The organism is Pseudomonas sp. RIT-PI-r (assembly GCF_001297015.1).
Taxonomy (GTDB): domain Bacteria; phylum Pseudomonadota; class Gammaproteobacteria; order Pseudomonadales; family Pseudomonadaceae; genus Aquipseudomonas.
Map to the genome: position 1 here is coordinate 178,510 of NZ_LIGE01000011.1, position 18,218 is coordinate 196,727.

Here is an 18,218-nt window from a genome sequence, read left to right on the forward strand (position 1 = left end):
CCTGCGGCAGCTCCTACATGGGCATGCGTTCCTGTAGGAGCTGCCGAAGGCTGCGATCTTTTAGCTTTTCTGGTAGGTATCAATCACTTCCTGCGCCGCGCGAAAAGCATCAATCGCCGCCGGCACGCCGGCATACACCGCGCAATGCAGCAGCGCCTCACGAATCTCGTTCACGGTGCAACCATTGTTCAGCGCACCGCGTACGTGGCCTTTCAATTCCTGCGGGCACTTCAGTGCCGTCAGCGCGGCGAGGGTTATCAGGCTGCGGGTTTTCAGCGGCAGACCTTCGCGGTTCCACACGCCACCCCAGGCATGTTCATTGACGAAATCCTGCAAGGGTTGAGTGAATTCGGTGGCGTTGCCCAAGGCGCGATCAACAAATGCATCGCCCATTACCTGGCGGCGGACGTCTACCCCGGATTGCTTCGATTCGGTCATGGCATATCACTCTTGTGGTGTTGGCGGCGCCAGGCGCGGATGGAGGTGAACAGCAGAAACGCCAGCAACGGCGGCAGAACGTAAAACAGCATCAAGCGCTCCAGCTTGCCGGCCAGCGGCATGCCGGTGGTGAACGACACCACATGCAGCCCGTAGACCAGATACAAACCGAGCAGCAACAAACCTTCGGTGCGGGTCACGCGGTAGCCTGAATAGAACACCGGCAAGCACAGCGCGGCGACGCCGAGCATCACCGGCAAGTCGAAATCCAGCGCGTTCGGCGACACCGATAACGGCGTCGGTGCGATCAACGCAGTCAGGCCAAGCACGCCGAGCAGGTTGAACAGATTGGCACCGATCACGTTGCCCACGGCGATGTCCCGTTGCCCGCGCAGTGCGGCGATCAGCGAGGTCGCCAGTTCCGGCAGCGAAGTGCCGACGGCGACCACGGTCAGACCGATCACCCGTTCGGAGAAACCCAGATCCGTCGCCACTACCACCGCCGCGCCCAGCAGCAGATGCCCGGCAAACACCAACATCGCCAAACCGACGATGATCATCAGCGAGCTGCCAATCCAGGACACTTGCGCAGCGTCTGTCTGTGCCGAGTGCGGGCGCGTCGAATGCCGCGACTGACGCAGCAAAAGGCCGAGGTACAACGCCAATGCAGCCAGCAAGAGGATGCCGTCGAAGCGTCCGATCTCTTCGTTCCACGCCAATACGAACACCAACAGACTGGCGCCGATCATCAGCGGAATGTCGAGGCGCACCAACTGCCGTGACACGCGCAACGGGATGATCAGCGCCGACAGGCCGAGGGTCACAAGGATGTTGAAGATGCTGCTGCCGACCACGCTGCTGACCGCGATGTCGGGATTGTGCGCCAACGCGGCTTGCACACTGACTGCCATCTGCGGCGCGCTGCTGCCGAGGGCGACGATGGTCAGGCCGATGATCAGCGGACGTACGTGCAAGCGTTCAGCCAGGCGCACAGCCGCACGCACCATCAGTTCGGCGCCGAAGATCAGCAGGCACAGGCCGGCGAGCAGTTCGATCACGCTGATCAGCGGTAAATCGCTCAGTCCGTAAATGGTCAGCGCTCCATCAGTCGAGAGCCTGCACGCGAACCCGTGCGGTGCCGCTGCGCAGCATGCCGAGCTGTTCGGCGGCCTCGCGGGAAACGTCGATCAGACGTCCACGGGTGTGCGGGCCGCGGTCGTTGATACGGACCACGACGGATTCATCGTTTTTCAGGTTGGTGACCTTCACCCGTGTACCGAACGGTAGTTGGCGATGGGCAGCGGTCAGGGAATTCTGGTTGAACGGTTCGCCACTGGCGGTGCGTTTACCGTGGTGCCTGGCACCGTAATAGGAAGCGACGCCGGTCTGGTCGTAACCGTGCGGGTCGATGGTGTCGGTGCTGGCGCAACCGGCCATTAAAGAGAGCAGGGCGCAACTGATGAACAAACGCTTCATTCAAAGGTTTCCCGAATCAAATGTGGGAGTGAGCCTGCTCGCGATAGCGGTAAGACAGTCAACACTTTCAGTGTCTGACATTGCGCTATCGCGAGCAGGCTCACTCCTACAGGGTATGGAGCCAGGCTTGGGGTCTGGCTCCATTTTCATCAGCCTTCGAGCTTGCTTTTCAGCAGTTCGTTCACTTGCTGCGGGTTGGCTTTGCCTTTCGACGCTTTCATCGCCTGACCGACAAAGAAGCCGAACATCTTGCCGCGTTTGGCTTCATCCGCCGCACGATACTGTTCAACTTGCTCAGCGTTGGCCGCAAGCATTTCGTCGAGCACCGCCGAGATCGCGCCGCTGTCGGTCACTTGCTTCAGACCGCGTTTTTCGATGATCTCGTCCGCGCTGCCTTCACCGTTGGCCATCGCTTCGAACACAACCTTGGCGATCTTGCCGGAGATGGTGTTGTCCTTGATGCGCAGCAGCATGCCGCCCAACAGTTCAGCGGAAACCGGCGACTCGTCGATGTCCAGGCCTTGCTTGTTGAGCAGGCTGCCCAACTCGACCATCACCCAGTTCGCCGCCAGTTTGGCGTCGCCGCCGATGCTCGCGACTTTCTCGAAGTAATCGGCTTGCTCGCGGCTGGTGGCCAGCACGCTGGCGTCGTAGACCGACAGACCGAATTGCTCCTGGAAACGCTCGCGTTTCTGCGGAGGCAGCTCCGGCAGGGTGGCGCGCACCTCGCCGAGGAACGACTCTTCGATGACCACCGGCAGCAGGTCCGGATCGGGGAAGTAACGGTAGTCGTTGGCTTCCTCTTTCGAACGCATCGGACGGGTTTCGTCCTTGTTCGGATCGTACAGACGGGTCTGCTGGATCACTTTGCCGCCGTCTTCGATCAGCTCGATCTGCCGCTGGATCTCGGAGTTGATCGCCTTCTCGATGAAGCGGAACGAGTTGACGTTCTTGATCTCGCAGCGCGTGCCGAACTCAACCTGACCTTTCGGACGGATCGACACGTTGCAGTCGCAACGCAGCGAGCCTTCGGCCATGTTGCCGTCGCAGATACCCAGATAACGCACCAGCGCGTGGATTGCCTTGACGTAAGCCACGGCTTCCTTGGCGCTGCGCATGTCCGGCTCGGAAACGATTTCCAGCAGCGGCGTGCCGGCACGGTTCAGGTCGATGCCGGTGGCACCGTTGAATTCTTCGTGCAGGCTCTTGCCGGCGTCTTCTTCCAGGTGCGCGCGGGTGATGCCGACACGTTTGACGGTGCCGTCTTCCAGCGCGATGTCCAGGTGGCCTTTGCCAACGATCGGCAATTCCATCTGGCTGATCTGGTAGCCCTTCGGCAGGTCCGGGTAGAAGTAGTTCTTACGGGCGAACACGTTGTGCTGACCGATCTCGGCGTCAATCGCCAGACCGAACATCACTGCCATACGCACGGCTTCCTGGTTCAGCACCGGCAGAACGCCGGGCATGCCCAGGTCGATCAGGCTGGCCTGGGTGTTCGGCTCGGAACCGAACGTGGTGGAACTACCGGAAAAGATTTTCGACCGGGTAGTGAGCTGAGTGTGAATCTCCAGCCCGATCACGACTTCCCATTGCATGTGTGTCTCCTCAGAAGCCGGTTGGGGTGCGGGTGTGCCAGTCAGTGTTCAACTGATACTGGTGCGCAACATTGAGCAAACGGCCTTCCTGGAAATACGGCGCCAGCAACTGCACACCAACCGGCAGACCGTCGACAAAACCGGCCGGCATCGACAGGCCTGGCAGGCCGGCGAGGTTGGCGGTGATGGTGTAGACGTCTTCCAGATAGGCAGCAACCGGGTCGCTGTTCTTCGCGCCAAGCTTCCAGGCCGGGTTCGGCGTGGTCGGGCCGAGGATGATGTCGACTTCATTAAAGGCAGCCATGAAATCGTTCTTCACCAGACGACGGATCTTCTGCGCTTTCAGGTAGTAGGCGTCGTAGTAACCGGCGGACAGTGCGTAGGCACCGACCATGATCCGGCGCTGCACTTCTGCGCCGAAGCCTTCGCCTCGGGAGCGCTTGTACAGGTCGATCAGGTCTTTCGGTTGCTCGCAACGGTGGCCGAAACGCACGCCGTCGAAACGCGACAGGTTCGAGGAAGCCTCTGCCGGGGCGATCACGTAATACGCAGGAATCGCGTGCTGCATGTTCGGCAGGCTGATTTCCTTGATCACGGCACCGAGTTTCTGCAGCTCTTGGATGCTGTTCTGGATCAGCTCGGCGATGCGCGGGTCGAGACCGGCGCTGAAGTATTCCTTCGGCACGCCGATGCGCAGACCTTGCAGCGAATCGCCCAGGCTTGCGGAGTAATCCGGAACCGGCTCATCGATGCTGGTGGAGTCGTTCTGATCGAAGCCAGCCATACCCTGCAACAAAATGGCGCAGTCTTCAGCAGTGCGCGCCAACGGGCCGCCCTGATCGAGGCTGGAGGCGTAAGCGATCATGCCCCAGCGCGAAACGCGACCGTACGTCGGTTTCAGGCCAGTGAGGTTGGTGAACGCCGCCGGCTGACGAATCGAACCACCAGTGTCGGTGGCCGTCGCCGCTGGCAACAGACGCGCGGCAACTGCCGCCGCCGAACCACCGGACGAACCGCCCGGAACGTGTTCGAGGTTCCACGGGTTTTTCACCGCGCCATACCAGCTCGACTCGTTGGCCGAACCCATGGCGAATTCGTCCATGTTGGTCTTGCCCAGGGTAACGGCACCGGCAGCCGCCAGTTTCGCGACCACGGTGGCGTCGTACGGGGCTTTGAAGTTGTCGAGCATCTTCGAGCCGCAGCTGGTGCGAATGCCCTGAGTGCAGAACAAATCCTTGTGAGCGATCGGCGCGCCAAGCAGGGCGCCGCTCTCACCGCTGGCGCGGCGTGCATCGGCAGCTTTCGCCTGCTCGATGGCCAGCTCTTCGGTGAGGCTGATGAAACTGTTGAGCTGCGGATCGAGCTGGGTGATACGCGCCAGCAGGACTTTGGTCAGCTCTTCGGAGGAAAACTTTTTATCGGCGAGACCGCGGGCGATCTCGGCCAGAGTCATTTGATGCATTGCAGGCTCTTTCCCTTTAGTCGATGACTTTCGGAACCAGATACAGGCCGTTTTCGACCGCTGGTGCGATGGACTGGTAGGCCTCGCGGTGATTGCTCTCGGTCACGACGTCGGCGCGCAGGCGCTGACTGGCTTCCAGCGGGTGGGCCAGAGGCTCGATTCCGTCGGTATTAACAGCCTGCATTTCGTCGACCAGACCGAGAATGCTGTTGAGAGCGGAAGTAATGTGTGGAAGATCGGCATCATTGAGGCCAAGGCAGGCCAGATGAGCGATTTTTTCCACGTCGGAGCGTTCTAGCGCCATCGGGATTCTCCTGTGGAAAACAGAACGGACGGCGTCCGTGTGTTAGATTGTCGGAACACTACCGCACTTCTACGGTCATAAGGCCGCGATTGTGGGGCTTGGTGCACAGAAAAGCGGCCAATTTAACATATTGGCGCCTTGCCCAAAATCCCTGTCGTTGTTAGAGTTTGCCGCACTTTTTTACCCACGCGTTGCCTAGGGTCCCTTTCCCATGTTCAAGAAACTGCGTGGCATGTTTTCCAGCGATCTTTCCATTGACCTGGGCACTGCCAACACCCTTATTTACGTGCGCGAGCGCGGTATCGTCCTGAATGAGCCATCGGTTGTGGCCATTCGGACACACGGTAACCAGAAAAGTGTCGTTGCTGTCGGCACCGAGGCCAAGCGCATGCTCGGCCGTACACCGGGCAACATTGCTGCCATTCGTCCGATGAAGGACGGCGTGATCGCCGACTTCAGCGTCTGCGAAAAGATGCTGCAATACTTTATTAACAAGGTTCACGAAAACAGCTTCCTGCAGCCTAGCCCTCGTGTGCTGATCTGCGTTCCATGCAAATCCACCCAGGTTGAGCGTCGTGCCATCCGTGAATCGGCCCTCGGTGCCGGTGCCCGTGAAGTGTTCCTGATCGAAGAGCCCATGGCGGCTGCGATCGGTGCCGGCCTGCCGGTAGAAGAAGCGCGCGGTTCGATGGTCGTGGATATCGGTGGTGGTACTACCGAAATCGCGCTGATCTCCCTGAACGGTGTGGTCTATGCCGAATCCGTCCGTGTTGGCGGCGACCGCTTCGACGAAGCGATCATCACCTACGTACGTCGTAACTACGGCAGCCTGATCGGTGAGTCCACCGCCGAGCGCATCAAGCAGGAAATCGGCACGGCCTACCCGGGCGGCGAAGTACGCGAAGTCGACGTTCGCGGTCGCAACCTGGCCGAAGGCGTTCCACGCGCGTTCACCCTGAACTCCAACGAAGTGCTGGAAGCTCTGCAAGAGTCCCTGGCAACCATCGTTCAGGCTGTGAAAAGCGCCCTGGAGCAATCGCCGCCGGAACTGGCTTCCGACATCGCCGAGCGTGGCCTGGTGCTGACCGGTGGTGGCGCGCTGCTGCGTGACCTCGACAAGCTGCTGGCCCAGGAAACCGGCCTGCCGGTGATCGTTGCAGAAGATCCGCTGACCTGTGTTGCTCGCGGCGGTGGCCGTGCATTGGAAATGATGGATAAGCACACCATGGATCTGCTCTCCAGCGAATAAGTGCTGGTTTGCAATACGTGGGTGAACGCGCAGGCAGCACTTTGCAGTGCTGCCTGTTGGCGTTTATCTTCTGTCAGTCTTCATCCAGGCCGGTTTGATGCCGTATGAATAAACAGAACATTTGCCTGGGAGGAGCGGCTTATTAAACCGCTTTTCGCCAAGGGCCCTTCGTTGGGCGTACGCCTGTTGGTGCTGGCCGTGCTGTCGGTCGCGCTGATGGTGGTCGATGCCCGCTTTGATCTGCTCAAGCCTGCGCGCAAACAAGCGTCGCTGGTGCTGATGGATGCCTACTGGATCACTGACCTGCCCGGACGTCTGTGGGAAGGGATTGCCAGCCAGTTCGGCAGCCGCACCGAGCTTGTCGCCGAAAACGAAAAACTCAAGACCGAAAACCTGCTGCTGCAGGGGCGCATGCAAAAGCTTGCTGCTCTCACCGAGCAGAACGTTCGGCTGCGCGAGTTGCTCAATTCTTCCGCGCTGGTCAACGAAAAGGTCGAAGTGGCCGAGTTGATCGGCATGGACCCCAATCCCTTCACCCATCGCATCATCATCAATAAAGGTGAGCGTGACGGTGTGGTGCTCGGTCAGCCGGTGCTCGATGCGCGCGGCTTGATGGGCCAGGTGGTCGAGTTGATGCCGTACACCTCGCGTGTATTGTTGTTGACCGACACTACCCACAGCATTCCCGTGCAGGTCAACCGTAACGGTCTGCGCGCGATTGCCAGCGGCACCGGAAACCCGGAACGCCTGGAATTGCGTCACGTTGCCGACACGGCGGACATCAAGGAAGGCGATCTGCTGGTCAGCTCGGGTCTTGGCCAGCGCTTCCCGGCGGGTTACCCGGTCGCCACGGTGAAAGAAGTCATTCACGATTCCGGTCAGCCGTTTGCGATCGTGCGCGCGGTGCCGACTGCTGCGTTGAACCGCAGCCGCTACCTGCTGCTGGTGTTCAGCGACAACCGCACGGCTGAAGAACGCATCAACGATGCCGCGCAGGCTCAGGAAAATCTCGATGCCTTTGGCGGCGGTCCGGTCATTCCGGCCACCGTGCCCAAGACCGTGACCGCCCCTGCTGCAGCGCCAACCCCGGCGACGGCTGTCACGCCTGCTGCGACCACTGCACCGGCCAAACCGGCTGCGAGCAAACCCCCGGCAGCGACGCCGGCGGCCAGCAAACCTCCAGCTGCCCAGCCAGCGGTGCGACCAGCGGCGAAACCGCCTGTCAGTGCCCCGGCGACAACCGGGAGACAAGAATAATGGTCGGCGCTACCGCATCGCGAAACGGCTGGATTGTCTGGCTGACGTTTCTCGTTGGCCTGCTGCTCAGCGTGTCACCTTTGCCGATTTTCATGGAGATCCTGCGCCCGTTATGGCTGGCGTTGCTCCTGACATTCTGGGCGTTGTACATGCCGCACACGGTCGGCATGGTCACGGCGTTTTGCCTGGGCCTGGCTGAAGACGTGCTGCAGGGCGACTTGTTTGGCCAGAACGCGCTCATCCTGACGCTCATCACCTTCCTCGTGCTGTCGTTGCAGCAACGCTTGCGAATGTTCCCGATGTGGCAGCAATGCCTGGTGATTCTGGTGATCTTCGGCCTCGCGCAACTGGTGCAATTGTGGCTCAGCGCTTTGACCGGTAATCGTCAGCCAACGTTGGCACTGGTGCTACCGGCGCTGGTCAGTGCCTTGCTCTGGCCTTGGGTCAGCTTTGCCCTCCGCGGATTACGCCGACGCTACAAGATCAATTGAGCCGGTGAAGCAGGGCACTGAACAGGGAGATGTTTTGATGAAGCCGCTTTACCTTGCCTCCGGATCGCCGCGTCGACGTGAATTGCTCACGCAGATCGGCGTTGCGTTCTCCGCCATCAGTGCGGATATCGACGAAACTCCACTTCCCGCAGAACTGCCATCGGCCTATGTCGAGCGTCTCGCGCGTGGCAAGGCCGAGGCCGGCCGACGCACGGTCAATTGCGCCCGGCCTTTCTGCGTGCTGGGCGCGGATACCGCCGTGGTGCTCGACGGCAAAATTCTCGGTAAACCGGTGGACGAAGCCGACGCATGCGCCATGCTGATGATGTTGTCCGACAAGGAACATGAAGTGCTGACCGCCATCGCCGTGCTCGAAGGTGAGCGCTGCGAGTCGCGAGTGGTCCGCAGCCTGGTGCGGTTCCGGCCGATCAGCCGCGAAGAAGCCGCCGCCTACTGGGCCAGCGGCGAGCCCGGCGACAAGGCCGGCGGTTATGGCATTCAAGGCCTCGGCGCGGTGTTCGTTGCCGGGCTCAATGGCAGCTATTCAGCAGTGGTCGGGTTACCCATTTGCGAAACCGCAGAACTGTTGGGCCATTTCGGCATACCCTGTTGGCAAAACCTGAACGCGCAATAAGCGTCGTACCCATCCAGATGCGGCCATTATCGTGAACATGCCTGAACGAGATCCTGCCATGAGTGAAGAGATTCTGATCAACATCACGCCGATGGAATCGCGCGTGGCGGTGGTCGAAAACGGTGTGCTGCAAGAAGTCCATGTCGAGCGCACGCAAAAGCGCGGGATTGTCGGCAACATCTATAAAGGCAAGATCGTCCGGGTGCTGCCGGGCATGCAAGCAGCATTTGTCGACATCGGCCTGGATCGCGCCGCGTTCATCCATGCCGCTGAAATCTCTCTGCGTGAGGGCCCGGCGGTGGAGAGCATCAGCTCCCTGGTGCACGAGGGTCAAAGCCTGGTGGTACAAGTCACCAAGGATCCGATCGGTTCCAAAGGCGCGCGGTTGACTACGCAGTTGTCGATCCCGTCGCGCTATCTGGTGTACATGCCGCGCACTGCCCACGTCGGCATCTCGCTGAAAATCGAAGACGAAGCCGAGCGTGAGCGCCTCAAGCAAGTGGTCAGCGATTGCGTGGCCAAGGAAGGGATCAAAGAGGCGGGCGGTTTCATTCTGCGTACCGCCGCTGAAGGTGCCGGCGCCGACGAGATCCTTATGGACATCCGTTACTTGCGACGCCTGTGGGATCAGATCAATGAACAGATCAAGACCATTTCCGCGCCGAGCGTGATCTACGAAGACCTCGGCCTGGCGTTGCGCACCCTGCGCGATCTGGTCAATCCGAAGATCGAGAAGATCCGCATCGACTCCCGGGAAACCTTCCAGAAAACCACGCAGTTCGTCGCCGAGCTGATGCCGGAAATCGCCGATCGTCTGGAACACTACCCGGGCGAACGACCGATTTTCGATCTTTACGGTGTCGAAGACGAAATCCAGAAAGCCCTTGAACGCAAGGTGCCGCTGAAATCCGGTGGCTATCTGGTGGTCGATCCGGCAGAAGCCATGACCACCATCGACGTCAATACCGGGGCGTTCGTTGGTCACCGCAACCTCGAAGAAACCATCTTCAAGACCAATCTCGAAGCCGCGACGGCGATTGCCCGGCAACTGCGCCTGCGCAATCTCGGCGGGATCATCATCATCGACTTCATCGACATGGAAGATGAAGAGCATCAGCGTCAGGTTCTGCGCACGCTGGAAAAACAGCTGGAGCGCGATCACGCCAAGACCAACATCATCGGCATCACCGAATTGGGCCTGGTGCAGATGACCCGCAAGCGCACCCGCGAAAGCCTTGAGCAAGTGTTGTGCGAGCCGTGCAGCAGCTGCCAGGGGCGCGGCAAGCTGAAAACCCCGGAAACCATCTGTTACGAGATTTTCCGCGAGATTCTTCGCGAGGCCCGTGCCTATCAGGCCGAGGGTTATCGCGTACTGGCGAACCAGAAAGTGGTCGACCGTTTGCTGGATGAAGAGTCTGGCAACGTCGCCGAGCTTGAAGGGTTTATCGGCCGCACCATTCGCTTCCAGGTGGAAACCATGTATTCCCAGGAACAATATGACGTGGTGCTGCTCTGAACCCCTGCGTCACACCCTTTTCACCGCGGCTGGCCTCAGCTTTTCGCAGTATTTTTGCCATGGGAGCCAACTGACATGGAACGTCTGACACGCATTTTGGCCGCAATCACCCGCTGGGGGCTGGGCCTGTGCGCGTTGGTTTTGGTATTGATGGCGTTGTACGTCAGTCTCGGCCGTGAACTGACCCCGCTGGTGGCCGAGTATCGTGCCGATATCGAAGCCAAAGCCAGTGCTGCGCTCGGGATGCCGTTGCAGATCGGCGAGCTGGAAGGTAACTGGAGCGGTTTTGCACCGATCTTGCTGGCCCATGACGTTATGGTCGGGGACGGTGCCAATGCCTTGCGTCTGGACCGAGTGCGCGCGGTGCCGGATCTTTGGGCCAGCCTGTTGGCTCGCGAAGTGCGCATCGCGCATCTGGAACTCAATGGCCTGAAGATCAGCCTCAAGGAAGCGGAGGACGGCAGTTGGGCGCTGGAAGGTCTGCCCGTGAAGAAAGATCAACCACTCGATGCGCAGCAGTTGTTCAATCGTTCGCAAATGATTCAGCAACTCTCGGTGCTCGACAGTCAGGTCACGCTGCAGCCGCAGGATCACGCGCCGATGACCCTGACCTATGTCGGCCTCAATCTGAAGACCGGTGCCAGTCGTCAACGCCTGGATGCGCGCCTGACATTGCCCGATGGTCAGCCGGTCGCGCTGAGCCTGCGCACGCGCCTGCGTCCAGACCAATGGCAGAACAGCGTCGTCGACGGTTACGCCAGTCTGCCGCAAAGCGATTGGGCAAAATGGCTGCCCGAGCGCATGACCCAACAATGGAATTTTTCCGCGATCAACGCCGGTGGCGAACTTTGGGTCAACTGGGGCGACGGCACTTTGCAAAGCGCCGCGCTGCGCCTCAATGCACCACAAGTGACCGGCGCCTACGCCGAGCGCAAGCCAATCCAGATCAACAATCTGGCACTCAACGCGTATTACCGGAACAGTGACGAAGGCGCGTCGGTGACCCTCGATTCGCTGGCGATGAACTTCGGCGAAAACCGTTGGGAGTCTCGCGTCCAGCTGCAACAGACCCGCGCCACCGATAAAGTCGAAGAACTCTGGCACTTGCAGGCCGATCGCCTCGATCTGACACCGATCACGCCGTTGCTCAATGCACTTGGACCGCTGCCAAAAGGTTTCGCTGAGGTGGTCGATCATTTGAACGTGACCGGCGGCTTGCGCAACGTGCTGCTGGATTTCCGGCCAGCGGCCACTGACGGCACTAAATTCAGCTTTGCCGCCAATCTCGATAAGGTCGGTTTCGATGCCTATCACGGTGCACCAGCGGCAAGAAATGTCAGCGGCAGCCTCACCGGTAACCTCGACGGTGGCGAGCTGCGCATGGACAGCAAGGACTTCGTTCTGCACCTCGACCCGATCTTCGCCAAACCGTGGCAATACCTGCAAGCCAATGCGCGGCTGACCTGGAAGCTCGATAAAGAAGGCTTCACCCTGATCGCGCCGTACCTGAAGGTGTTGGGCGAGGAGGGCAAGATTGCCGGTGACTTCCTGATCCGCCTGCATTTCGATCACAGCCAGGAAGACTACATGGACCTGCGCGTCGGTCTGGTCGATGGCGACGGTCGCTACACCGCCAAATACCTGCCCGAAGTCTTGAGCCCGGCGCTCGACGAGTGGCTGCGTACAGCGATTCTCAAGGGCGCGGTCGATCAGGGTTTTTTCCAGTATCAGGGGTCGTTGAGCAAGAATGCGGGGGAGGCTGACCGCAGCATCAGCCTCTTCTTCAAAGTGCATGACGCCGAGCTGGCGTTTCAGCCAGGCTGGCCGCATGTCAGCAACGTCAGCGGCGATGTGTTTATCGAAGACAGCGGCGTGCGCATCTGGGCCAGCAAGGGCCAGTTGCTCGACACTCAGGTCAAAGATGTCTTCGTTAATATTCCCCATGTGCCGAGCGGACAGAACAGCCACCTGTTCCTCGACGGTGCATTTTCCGGTGGTTTGGGGGACGGACTGAAAATTCTTCAGGAAGCACCGATCGGCACGGCGGACACGTTCGCCGGCTGGGAAGGTTCGGGCGACCTGCGAGGCAAGCTCAAACTGGACGTACCGCTGGCCAAGGGCGATCAACCGAAGATCCTCGTTGACTTCAAGACCGCCAATGCGCGATTGAAACTCGCCGAACCCAAGCTGGAGCTGACTCAGCTCAAGGGCGATTTCCGCTTCGACAGCGCCAAGGGCCTCAGCGGGCAGAACATCGCGGCGCGCGCTTTCGACAAACCGGTCACCGCGCAGATTTTTGCCGATGGCAGCCCTGGCAAGCTCAGAACCCGGGTCGCGGCGTCGGGGCAGGTCGAGGTGAAGAAACTCACCGATTGGTTGGGCGTGACGCAGCCACTGCCGGTTTCCGGGACGATTCCGTATCAGTTGCAACTGAACCTCGACGGTGCTGACAGCCAATTGATGGTCAGCTCCAGCATGCAGGGGGTAGCGATCGATCTGCCGGCGCCGTTCGGCATGACGGCGGAAACGGGGCGCGACACGGTGTTCCGCATGACATTGCAAGGGCAGGAGCGGCGTTATTGGGTCAACTATGACCAACTGGCCAATTTCACCTTTGCCGCGCCGCCGAGCAATTTTGCCGATGGTCGTGGCGAATTGTTCCTCGGCGCTGGCGAAGCTGTGCTGCCGGGGCCCAAAGGCTTGCGGATTCGCGGCGTGCTGTCGGAGCTGGACGTGGCGCCGTGGCAGGATCTGGTTAGCAAATACGCCGGACAGGATCCGGGTGGCAGTGCCAGCAAGTTGCTCAGCAGCGCAGACTTCAAGGTCGGCAAGCTGACGGCGTTCGGCACCACGCTGGATCAGGCTTCGGTGCAATTGAATCGCAAGCAGGCGGCGTGGAATCTGGCGCTCGACAGTCAGCAGGCCAAAGGCACGGCCAGTCTGCCGGATGCCAAGGGCACGCCCATTGCGGTGAACATGCAATACGTGAAACTGCCGGCGCCGGATCCTACGGTGCAGGCTGACGAGAACGCTCCTGATCCACTGGTGTCCGTCGACCCGACGAAGATTCCGGCGCTGGATATCACCATCAATCAGCTGTTCCAGGGGCCGGATCTGGTTGGCGGCTGGTCGCTCAAGGTGCGTCCGACGGCCAAGGGTATCGCCCTGAATAATCTCGATATGGGCCTTAAAGGCATCCTGTTGCAAGGCAATGGCGGCTGGGAAGGGGCGCCGGGCTCGACCAATAGCTGGTTCAAGGGGCGAATCGGCGGCAAGAACCTCGCCGATGTACTCAAGGGCTGGGGCTTTGCGCCGAGTGTGACCAGCGAAGAGTTCCACATGGATGTTGATGGCCGCTGGCCGGGTTCACCGGCATGGCTGGCGACCAAGCGCTTCTCCGGCACCCTTGACGCGTCACTGAACAAGGGCCAGTTCGTTGAAGTGGATGGCGGCGCGCAGGCATTGCGCGTGTTCGGTCTGCTCAACTTCAACTCCATTGGCCGACGCCTGCGTCTGGATTTCTCCGACTTGTTCGGCAAAGGCTTGAGCTACGACCGGGTCAAAGGCCTGCTGGTGGCGACCAACGGTGTTTACGATACGAAAGAGCCGATTCGCCTGACTGGGCCATCGAGCAATATCGAGCTCAACGGCAAGCTGGATCTGGTGGCGGAACAGGTCGACGCCAAGTTGCTGGTGACTTTGCCGGTGACCAACAACCTGCCGATTGCCGCGCTACTCGTGGGCGCTCCGGCGGTTGGCGGCGCATTGTTCTTGATCGACAAGTTGATCGGTGATCGTGTGGCGCGCTTTGCCAGTGTCAAATACACCGTCAAAGGCCCGTGGAAAGAGCCGAAAATCACCTTCGACAAGCCTTTTTAACTAGCAGACACTACCCTCGGCAGGAGCTGCCGAAGGCTGCGATCTTTTGATTTTGTTTTTTAAGAGCCTGATCAAAAGATCGCAGCCTGCGGCAGCTCCTACAAGGTTGTGTGCAGATTCCGAGGAACGGCCATGTCTTTAGCGGTGATTCAAATGGTCAGCCAGAGTGACGTGCTGGCCAATCTGGCTCAGGCCCGACGCCTGCTCGAACAGGCCGCGGCCGGCGGCGCGAAGCTCGCAGTGCTGCCGGAAAACTTCGCCGCCATGGGCCGTCGCGACGTCGCCGACATCGGCCGTGCCGAGGCTTTGGGCGAGGGGCCGATCCTGCCGTGGTTGAAACAGACCGCCCGCGACCTCAAGTTATGGATAGTGGCCGGTACTTTGCCGTTGCCGCCGGTGGATCAGCCGACGGCCAAGGCCAATGCCTGCTCGTTGTTGGTCAATGAACACGGCGAAATCGTTGCACGCTATGACAAGCTGCATCTGTTCGATGTCGATGTGGCGGACAATCGCGGCCGTTACCGCGAATCCGATGACTATGCTTATGGCAGTGGCGTGGTGGTCGCGGACACTCCGGTTGGCAAACTGGGTCTGACCGTGTGTTACGACCTGCGCTTTCCCGAGCTGTACAGCGAATTGCGCGCTGCCGGTGCCGAATTGATTACCGCACCGGCGGCGTTTACTGCGGTGACCGGCGCTGCGCATTGGGATGTTCTGATTCGGGCGCGGGCCATCGAGACACAATGTTATGTGCTGGCCGCAGCGCAAGGCGGCACCCATCCGGGACCGCGCGAAACCTTCGGGCATGCGGCGATCGTCGACCCGTGGGGCCGCGTGCTGGCGCATCAGGATCAAGGCGAAGCGGTGTTGTTGGCCGAACGCGATAGCGATGAACAAGCGTCCATCAGGGCGCGAATGCCGGTGACGCGTCATCGGCGGTTTTTCTCGCAGGGCGCACAGCGACCTGCTTCAGAACACGAATTTAAGGCGTAAACCTATGAGCGAGTTGTTGTCCTCAGTCAGTGATCATCTTTTGGCGCCCGGTGGCGTGACGATCGAGAGCCTGCAAGGCGTGCTCGGCGATCTGGCCGGTCCGGGCATCGATGCCGCCGACCTGTATTTTCAGGGCCAGATTTCCGAGTCGTGGGCGCTGGAAGACGGCATCGTCAAGGAAGGCAGCTTCAACCTCGACCAGGGCGTTGGCGTGCGTGCGCAGTCCGGTGAAAAAACCGGTTTTGCCTACAGCAATGCAATCACCCTCGAAGCTTTGGGAGCCGCGGCCCGTGCCGCACGTTCGATCTCCCGCGCCGGGCAAAACGGCACGGTGCAGGCGTTCAGCACTCAAGACGTAGCGCAGTTGTACGCGCCGGATAACCCCCTGGAAGTGCTGACGCGTGCCGAGAAAGTCGAGCTGCTCAAACGCATCGACGTCGCCACTCGGGCGCTCGATCCTCGCATTCAACAAGTCAGCGTGAGCATGGCCGGTGTCTGGGAGCGCATTCTCGTGGCTTCCACTGATGGTGGCCTGGCTGCCGACGTACGACCGCTGGTGCGCTTCAATGTCAGCGTGATCGTTGAACAAAATGGCCGTCGCGAGCGCGGCGGGCATGGCGGCGGCGGGCGTACCGACTACCGCTATTTCCTCGCCGAAGACCGCGCCATGGGTTACGCCCGTGAAGCGTTGCGTCAGGCGCTGGTGAACCTCGAAGCGATTCCTGCGCCGGCCGGCACATTGCCGGTGGTCTTGGGCTCAGGCTGGTCTGGCGTGTTGTTGCACGAAGCGGTCGGTCACGGTCTGGAAGGCGATTTCAACCGCAAGGGCAGTTCCGCCTACAGCGGACGCATGGGTGAAATGGTTGCCTCGAAACTCTGCACCATTGTCGATGACGGCACCTTGAGTGGCCGTCGCGGCTCGCTGAGTGTCGACGACGAAGGCACCCCGACCGAGTGCACAACGCTGATCGAAAACGGCGTGCTCAAGGGTTACATGCAAGACAAGCTCAACGCGCGTCTGATGGGCGTGGCCCGTACCGGTAACGGTCGTCGTGAGTCTTACGCGCATCTGCCGATGCCGCGCATGACCAACACTTACATGCTCGGCGGTGAAAGCGATCCGGCGGAAATCATTGCTTCGGTGAAGAAGGGCATCTACTGCGCCAACCTTGGCGGTGGTCAGGTCGACATCACCAGCGGCAAGTTCGTGTTTTCCACCAGCGAAGCGTATCTGATCGAAGACGGAAAAATCACCGCTCCGGTGAAAGGCGCAACGTTGATCGGCAACGGCCCCGAGGCGATGAGCCGGGTGTCGATGGTCGGTAACGATCTGGCGCTGGACAGCGGTGTGGGCACGTGTGGCAAGGATGGGCAATCGGTGCCGGTGGGTGTCGGTCAGCCGACGCTGAAGATCGATGCGATCACCGTGGGTGGCACGGGCGCATAAGGATGGAAACATCCTGTGCAGGAGCTGCCGCAGGCTCGGGCCGCGATCGGACGATCTTTTGATCTTTAAAAGCAAAGATCGCAGCCTGCGGCAGCTCCTGCAAGTGGCGATATCTCAACGCAGACCGCGTTGGGTATCGTCCAGCTCACGGATGTACTTGAAGATCTTGCGGCTGGATGCAGGAGGTTTGTTTTGCGCAACCTCGTGCTGAGCCTGACGGATCAGGGAACGCAGTTGCTGGCGGTCGGCGTCCGGGTACTCGACGACGAATTTTTCCAGCACGGCGTCGTCGCCCGCGATCAGGCGGTCACGCCAGCGTTCGAGGTTGTGGAAACGCTCGTTGTACTGACGAGTCGAGGCATCCAGTTGATCGAGCAGCGTGAGAATCGCGTCAGTGTCCTGATCGCGCATCAGCTTGCCGATGAACTGCAAGTGCCGTTTACGCGCGATGTTCGCGGTGTGCTTCGGCGCATCGGCCAGCGCCCGGCGCAAAGCGTCGGTCAATGGCAGTTTTGCCTGCAAGTCGGGCTTGAGTGTTGTAAGGCGCTCGCCAAGGTCAACCAGAGCATGCAGCTCGCGTTTGACCTGAGATTTGCTTTTTTCTCCCGTATCGAGGGAGTCGTCGTAAGAATCAACCATTGGTGGCAGTCCGCAAAGAAACGCCGCCATGATAACCAGTCGGGGGCCGCTTGTCCGGCCCGGTCGCTCGATGACCCTAGCCGAAAGCAGAATTTGAGTGGAGATGAGCATGAGTGCAGTTGAAAGCGTCGGCCCGCAGGCGTTGCCGGCACTGCAGGATCAAGTCGAACAGATCATCGCCGAAGCCAAGCGTCAGGGCGCCAGTGCCTGTGAAGTCGCGGTGTCGCTGGAGCAGGGCCTGTCGACGTCGGTGCGTCAGCGCGAGGTCGAGACGGTCGAATTCAACCGCGATCAGGGTTTTGGCATCACGTTGTATGTTGGCCAGCGCAAGGGCTCGGCCAGCACCTCGGCGACTGGCCCGGATGCGATTCGCGAAACCGTCGCCGCGGCACTGGCCATCGCGAAACACACTTCAGAAGACGAGGCCTCGGGTCTGGCTGATGCTGCGCTGATGGCCAAGGAACAGCACGATTTTGACCTGTTCCACGAATGGGACATCACCCCGGAGCAGGCCATCGAGAAGGCGTTGCTCTGTGAAGCGGCGGCATTCGACGCCGACGCGCGGATCAAGAACGCCGACGGCACCACCCTCAGCACCCACCAGGGCTGCCGGGTTTACGGCAACAGTCACGGTTTTATCGGCGGGTGTTCGGGTGCCCCCCCCCCCCCCCCGTGCGGGGGGGTCGCCGCGGGCCGCGGGGCGCGGCGGCGGGGGTTGTGTGTGGGGGGTAGTCCCCCCCGCACCCTGTTCGCCGGGTCCGTGCGCGAGCGGGCGCGGGGGGGCGCCCCGGGCGGGGGCCCGGGGGGGGGCGGGGGCGGGCGCGCCGCTGGGCGCGCG

16 protein-coding genes are annotated in these 18,218 nt (G+C 60.7%); 9 read left to right on the forward strand and 7 right to left on the reverse strand.

All coding sequences use genetic code 11. The features are described from left to right. Window positions 1-60 precede the first annotated feature (60 nt). The 6 genes from AK821_RS02180 to gatC all read right to left on the reverse strand — a co-directional run bounded on the left by AK821_RS02180 (window position 61) and on the right by gatC (window position 5,275). Window positions 61-438: a carboxymuconolactone decarboxylase family protein gene (locus AK821_RS02180; RefSeq protein ID WP_064387926.1), complete on the reverse strand. Its 378-nt coding sequence runs from the start codon at window positions 436-438 to the stop codon at window positions 61-63. Beyond that, on the reverse strand, window positions 435-1,496 hold the full coding sequence (locus AK821_RS02185) for a calcium/sodium antiporter (RefSeq protein WP_064387927.1): 1,062 nt from the start codon (window positions 1,494-1,496) through the stop codon (window positions 435-437). Before AK821_RS02185 ends, AK821_RS02180 begins: the two co-directional genes overlap by 4 nt. Before the next feature lie 46 nt (window positions 1,497-1,542). After that, complete coding sequence (locus AK821_RS02190) at window positions 1,543-1,914, reverse strand: septal ring lytic transglycosylase RlpA family protein (protein WP_064387928.1); 372 nt, start codon at window positions 1,912-1,914, stop codon at window positions 1,543-1,545. A gap of 149 nt (window positions 1,915-2,063) precedes the next feature. Then, the gene (gene gatB, locus AK821_RS02195; protein ID WP_008085412.1) at window positions 2,064-3,509 is read right to left on the reverse strand and encodes an Asp-tRNA(Asn)/Glu-tRNA(Gln) amidotransferase subunit GatB; all 1,446 of its coding nucleotides are present in this window, start codon (window positions 3,507-3,509) and stop codon (window positions 2,064-2,066) included. A 10-nt stretch (window positions 3,510-3,519) separates the two neighbouring features. Then, entirely contained in the window at window positions 3,520-4,971 is a 1,452-nt protein-coding gene (gene gatA / locus AK821_RS02200) for an Asp-tRNA(Asn)/Glu-tRNA(Gln) amidotransferase subunit GatA (protein ID WP_064387929.1), read from the reverse strand. 16 nt (window positions 4,972-4,987) lie between these two features. Then, the gene (gene gatC / locus AK821_RS02205; RefSeq protein ID WP_007915356.1) at window positions 4,988-5,275 is read right to left on the reverse strand and encodes an Asp-tRNA(Asn)/Glu-tRNA(Gln) amidotransferase subunit GatC; all 288 of its coding nucleotides are present in this window, start codon (window positions 5,273-5,275) and stop codon (window positions 4,988-4,990) included. Between the two features lie 211 nt (window positions 5,276-5,486). On the opposite strand from gatC, the gene mreB reads away from it, so the two are divergent. The 8 genes from mreB to tldD all read left to right on the forward strand — a co-directional run bounded on the left by mreB (window position 5,487) and on the right by tldD (window position 16,741). Continuing rightward, on the forward strand, window positions 5,487-6,524 hold the full coding sequence (mreB, locus tag AK821_RS02210) for a rod shape-determining protein MreB (RefSeq protein WP_002555108.1): 1,038 nt from the start codon (window positions 5,487-5,489) through the stop codon (window positions 6,522-6,524). A 141-nt stretch (window positions 6,525-6,665) separates the two neighbouring features. Further along, entirely contained in the window at window positions 6,666-7,781 is a 1,116-nt protein-coding gene (gene mreC, locus AK821_RS02215; RefSeq protein WP_082355403.1) for a rod shape-determining protein MreC, read from the forward strand. Then, window positions 7,781-8,272 (forward strand): rod shape-determining protein MreD, encoded by a 492-nt coding sequence (gene mreD / locus AK821_RS02220; protein ID WP_064387931.1) that lies wholly within the window; start codon window positions 7,781-7,783, stop codon window positions 8,270-8,272. The genes mreC and mreD overlap by 1 nt, the downstream gene beginning before the upstream one ends. A 37-nt stretch (window positions 8,273-8,309) precedes the next feature. Then, on the forward strand, window positions 8,310-8,906 hold the full coding sequence (locus AK821_RS02225) for a Maf family protein (protein ID WP_064387932.1): 597 nt from the start codon (window positions 8,310-8,312) through the stop codon (window positions 8,904-8,906). A 58-nt stretch (window positions 8,907-8,964) separates the two neighbouring features. After that, the gene (gene rng / locus AK821_RS02230) at window positions 8,965-10,422 is read left to right on the forward strand and encodes a ribonuclease G (protein WP_064387933.1); all 1,458 of its coding nucleotides are present in this window, start codon (window positions 8,965-8,967) and stop codon (window positions 10,420-10,422) included. Window positions 10,423-10,497: 75 nt separating this feature from the next. After that, window positions 10,498-14,301 (forward strand): YhdP family protein, encoded by a 3,804-nt coding sequence (locus AK821_RS02235; RefSeq protein ID WP_064387934.1) that lies wholly within the window; start codon window positions 10,498-10,500, stop codon window positions 14,299-14,301. A 132-nt stretch (window positions 14,302-14,433) separates the two neighbouring features. Next, window positions 14,434-15,294, forward strand: a complete 861-nt coding sequence (locus AK821_RS02240) for a carbon-nitrogen hydrolase family protein (RefSeq protein ID WP_064387935.1) — start codon at window positions 14,434-14,436, stop codon at window positions 15,292-15,294. Between the two features lie 4 nt (window positions 15,295-15,298). Then, complete coding sequence (gene tldD / locus AK821_RS02245; RefSeq protein ID WP_064387936.1) at window positions 15,299-16,741, forward strand: metalloprotease TldD; 1,443 nt, start codon at window positions 15,299-15,301, stop codon at window positions 16,739-16,741. Between the two features lie 114 nt (window positions 16,742-16,855). Here the strand turns inward: tldD and yjgA are convergent, their stop codons facing one another. Further along, window positions 16,856-17,380 (reverse strand): ribosome biogenesis factor YjgA, encoded by a 525-nt coding sequence (yjgA, locus tag AK821_RS02250; protein ID WP_025109468.1) that lies wholly within the window; start codon window positions 17,378-17,380, stop codon window positions 16,856-16,858. A gap of 109 nt (window positions 17,381-17,489) precedes the next feature. On the opposite strand from yjgA, the gene AK821_RS02255 reads away from it, so the two are divergent. Beyond that, on the forward strand, window positions 17,490-18,218 hold a 729-nt coding region (locus AK821_RS02255), incomplete at its 3' end, for a PmbA/TldA family metallopeptidase (RefSeq protein ID WP_330219010.1).

Excerpts from the sequence above, each read along its gene's own strand:
- gatB (WP_008085412.1), bottom strand. The coding sequence starts at position 3,509 with ATGCAATGGGAAGTCGTGATCGGGCTGGAGATTCACACTCAGCTCACT.
- AK821_RS02180 (WP_064387926.1), bottom strand. The coding sequence starts at position 438 with ATGACCGAATCGAAGCAATCCGGGGTAGACGTCCGCCGCCAGGTAATG.
- mreD (WP_064387931.1), top strand. The coding sequence starts at position 7,781 with ATGGTCGGCGCTACCGCATCGCGAAACGGCTGGATTGTCTGGCTGACG.
- AK821_RS02240 (WP_064387935.1), top strand. The coding sequence starts at position 14,434 with ATGTCTTTAGCGGTGATTCAAATGGTCAGCCAGAGTGACGTGCTGGCC.
- gatA (WP_064387929.1), bottom strand. The coding sequence starts at position 4,971 with ATGCATCAAATGACTCTGGCCGAGATCGCCCGCGGTCTCGCCGATAAA.
- AK821_RS02225 (WP_064387932.1), top strand. The coding sequence starts at position 8,310 with ATGAAGCCGCTTTACCTTGCCTCCGGATCGCCGCGTCGACGTGAATTG.
- tldD (WP_064387936.1), top strand. The coding sequence starts at position 15,299 with ATGAGCGAGTTGTTGTCCTCAGTCAGTGATCATCTTTTGGCGCCCGGT.
- AK821_RS02235 (WP_064387934.1), top strand. The coding sequence starts at position 10,498 with ATGGAACGTCTGACACGCATTTTGGCCGCAATCACCCGCTGGGGGCTG.
- AK821_RS02190 (WP_064387928.1), bottom strand. The coding sequence starts at position 1,914 with ATGAAGCGTTTGTTCATCAGTTGCGCCCTGCTCTCTTTAATGGCCGGT.
- gatC (WP_007915356.1), bottom strand. The coding sequence starts at position 5,275 with ATGGCGCTAGAACGCTCCGACGTGGAAAAAATCGCTCATCTGGCCTGC.
- yjgA (WP_025109468.1), bottom strand. The coding sequence starts at position 17,380 with ATGGTTGATTCTTACGACGACTCCCTCGATACGGGAGAAAAAAGCAAA.
- rng (WP_064387933.1), top strand. The coding sequence starts at position 8,965 with ATGAGTGAAGAGATTCTGATCAACATCACGCCGATGGAATCGCGCGTG.
- mreB (WP_002555108.1), top strand. The coding sequence starts at position 5,487 with ATGTTCAAGAAACTGCGTGGCATGTTTTCCAGCGATCTTTCCATTGAC.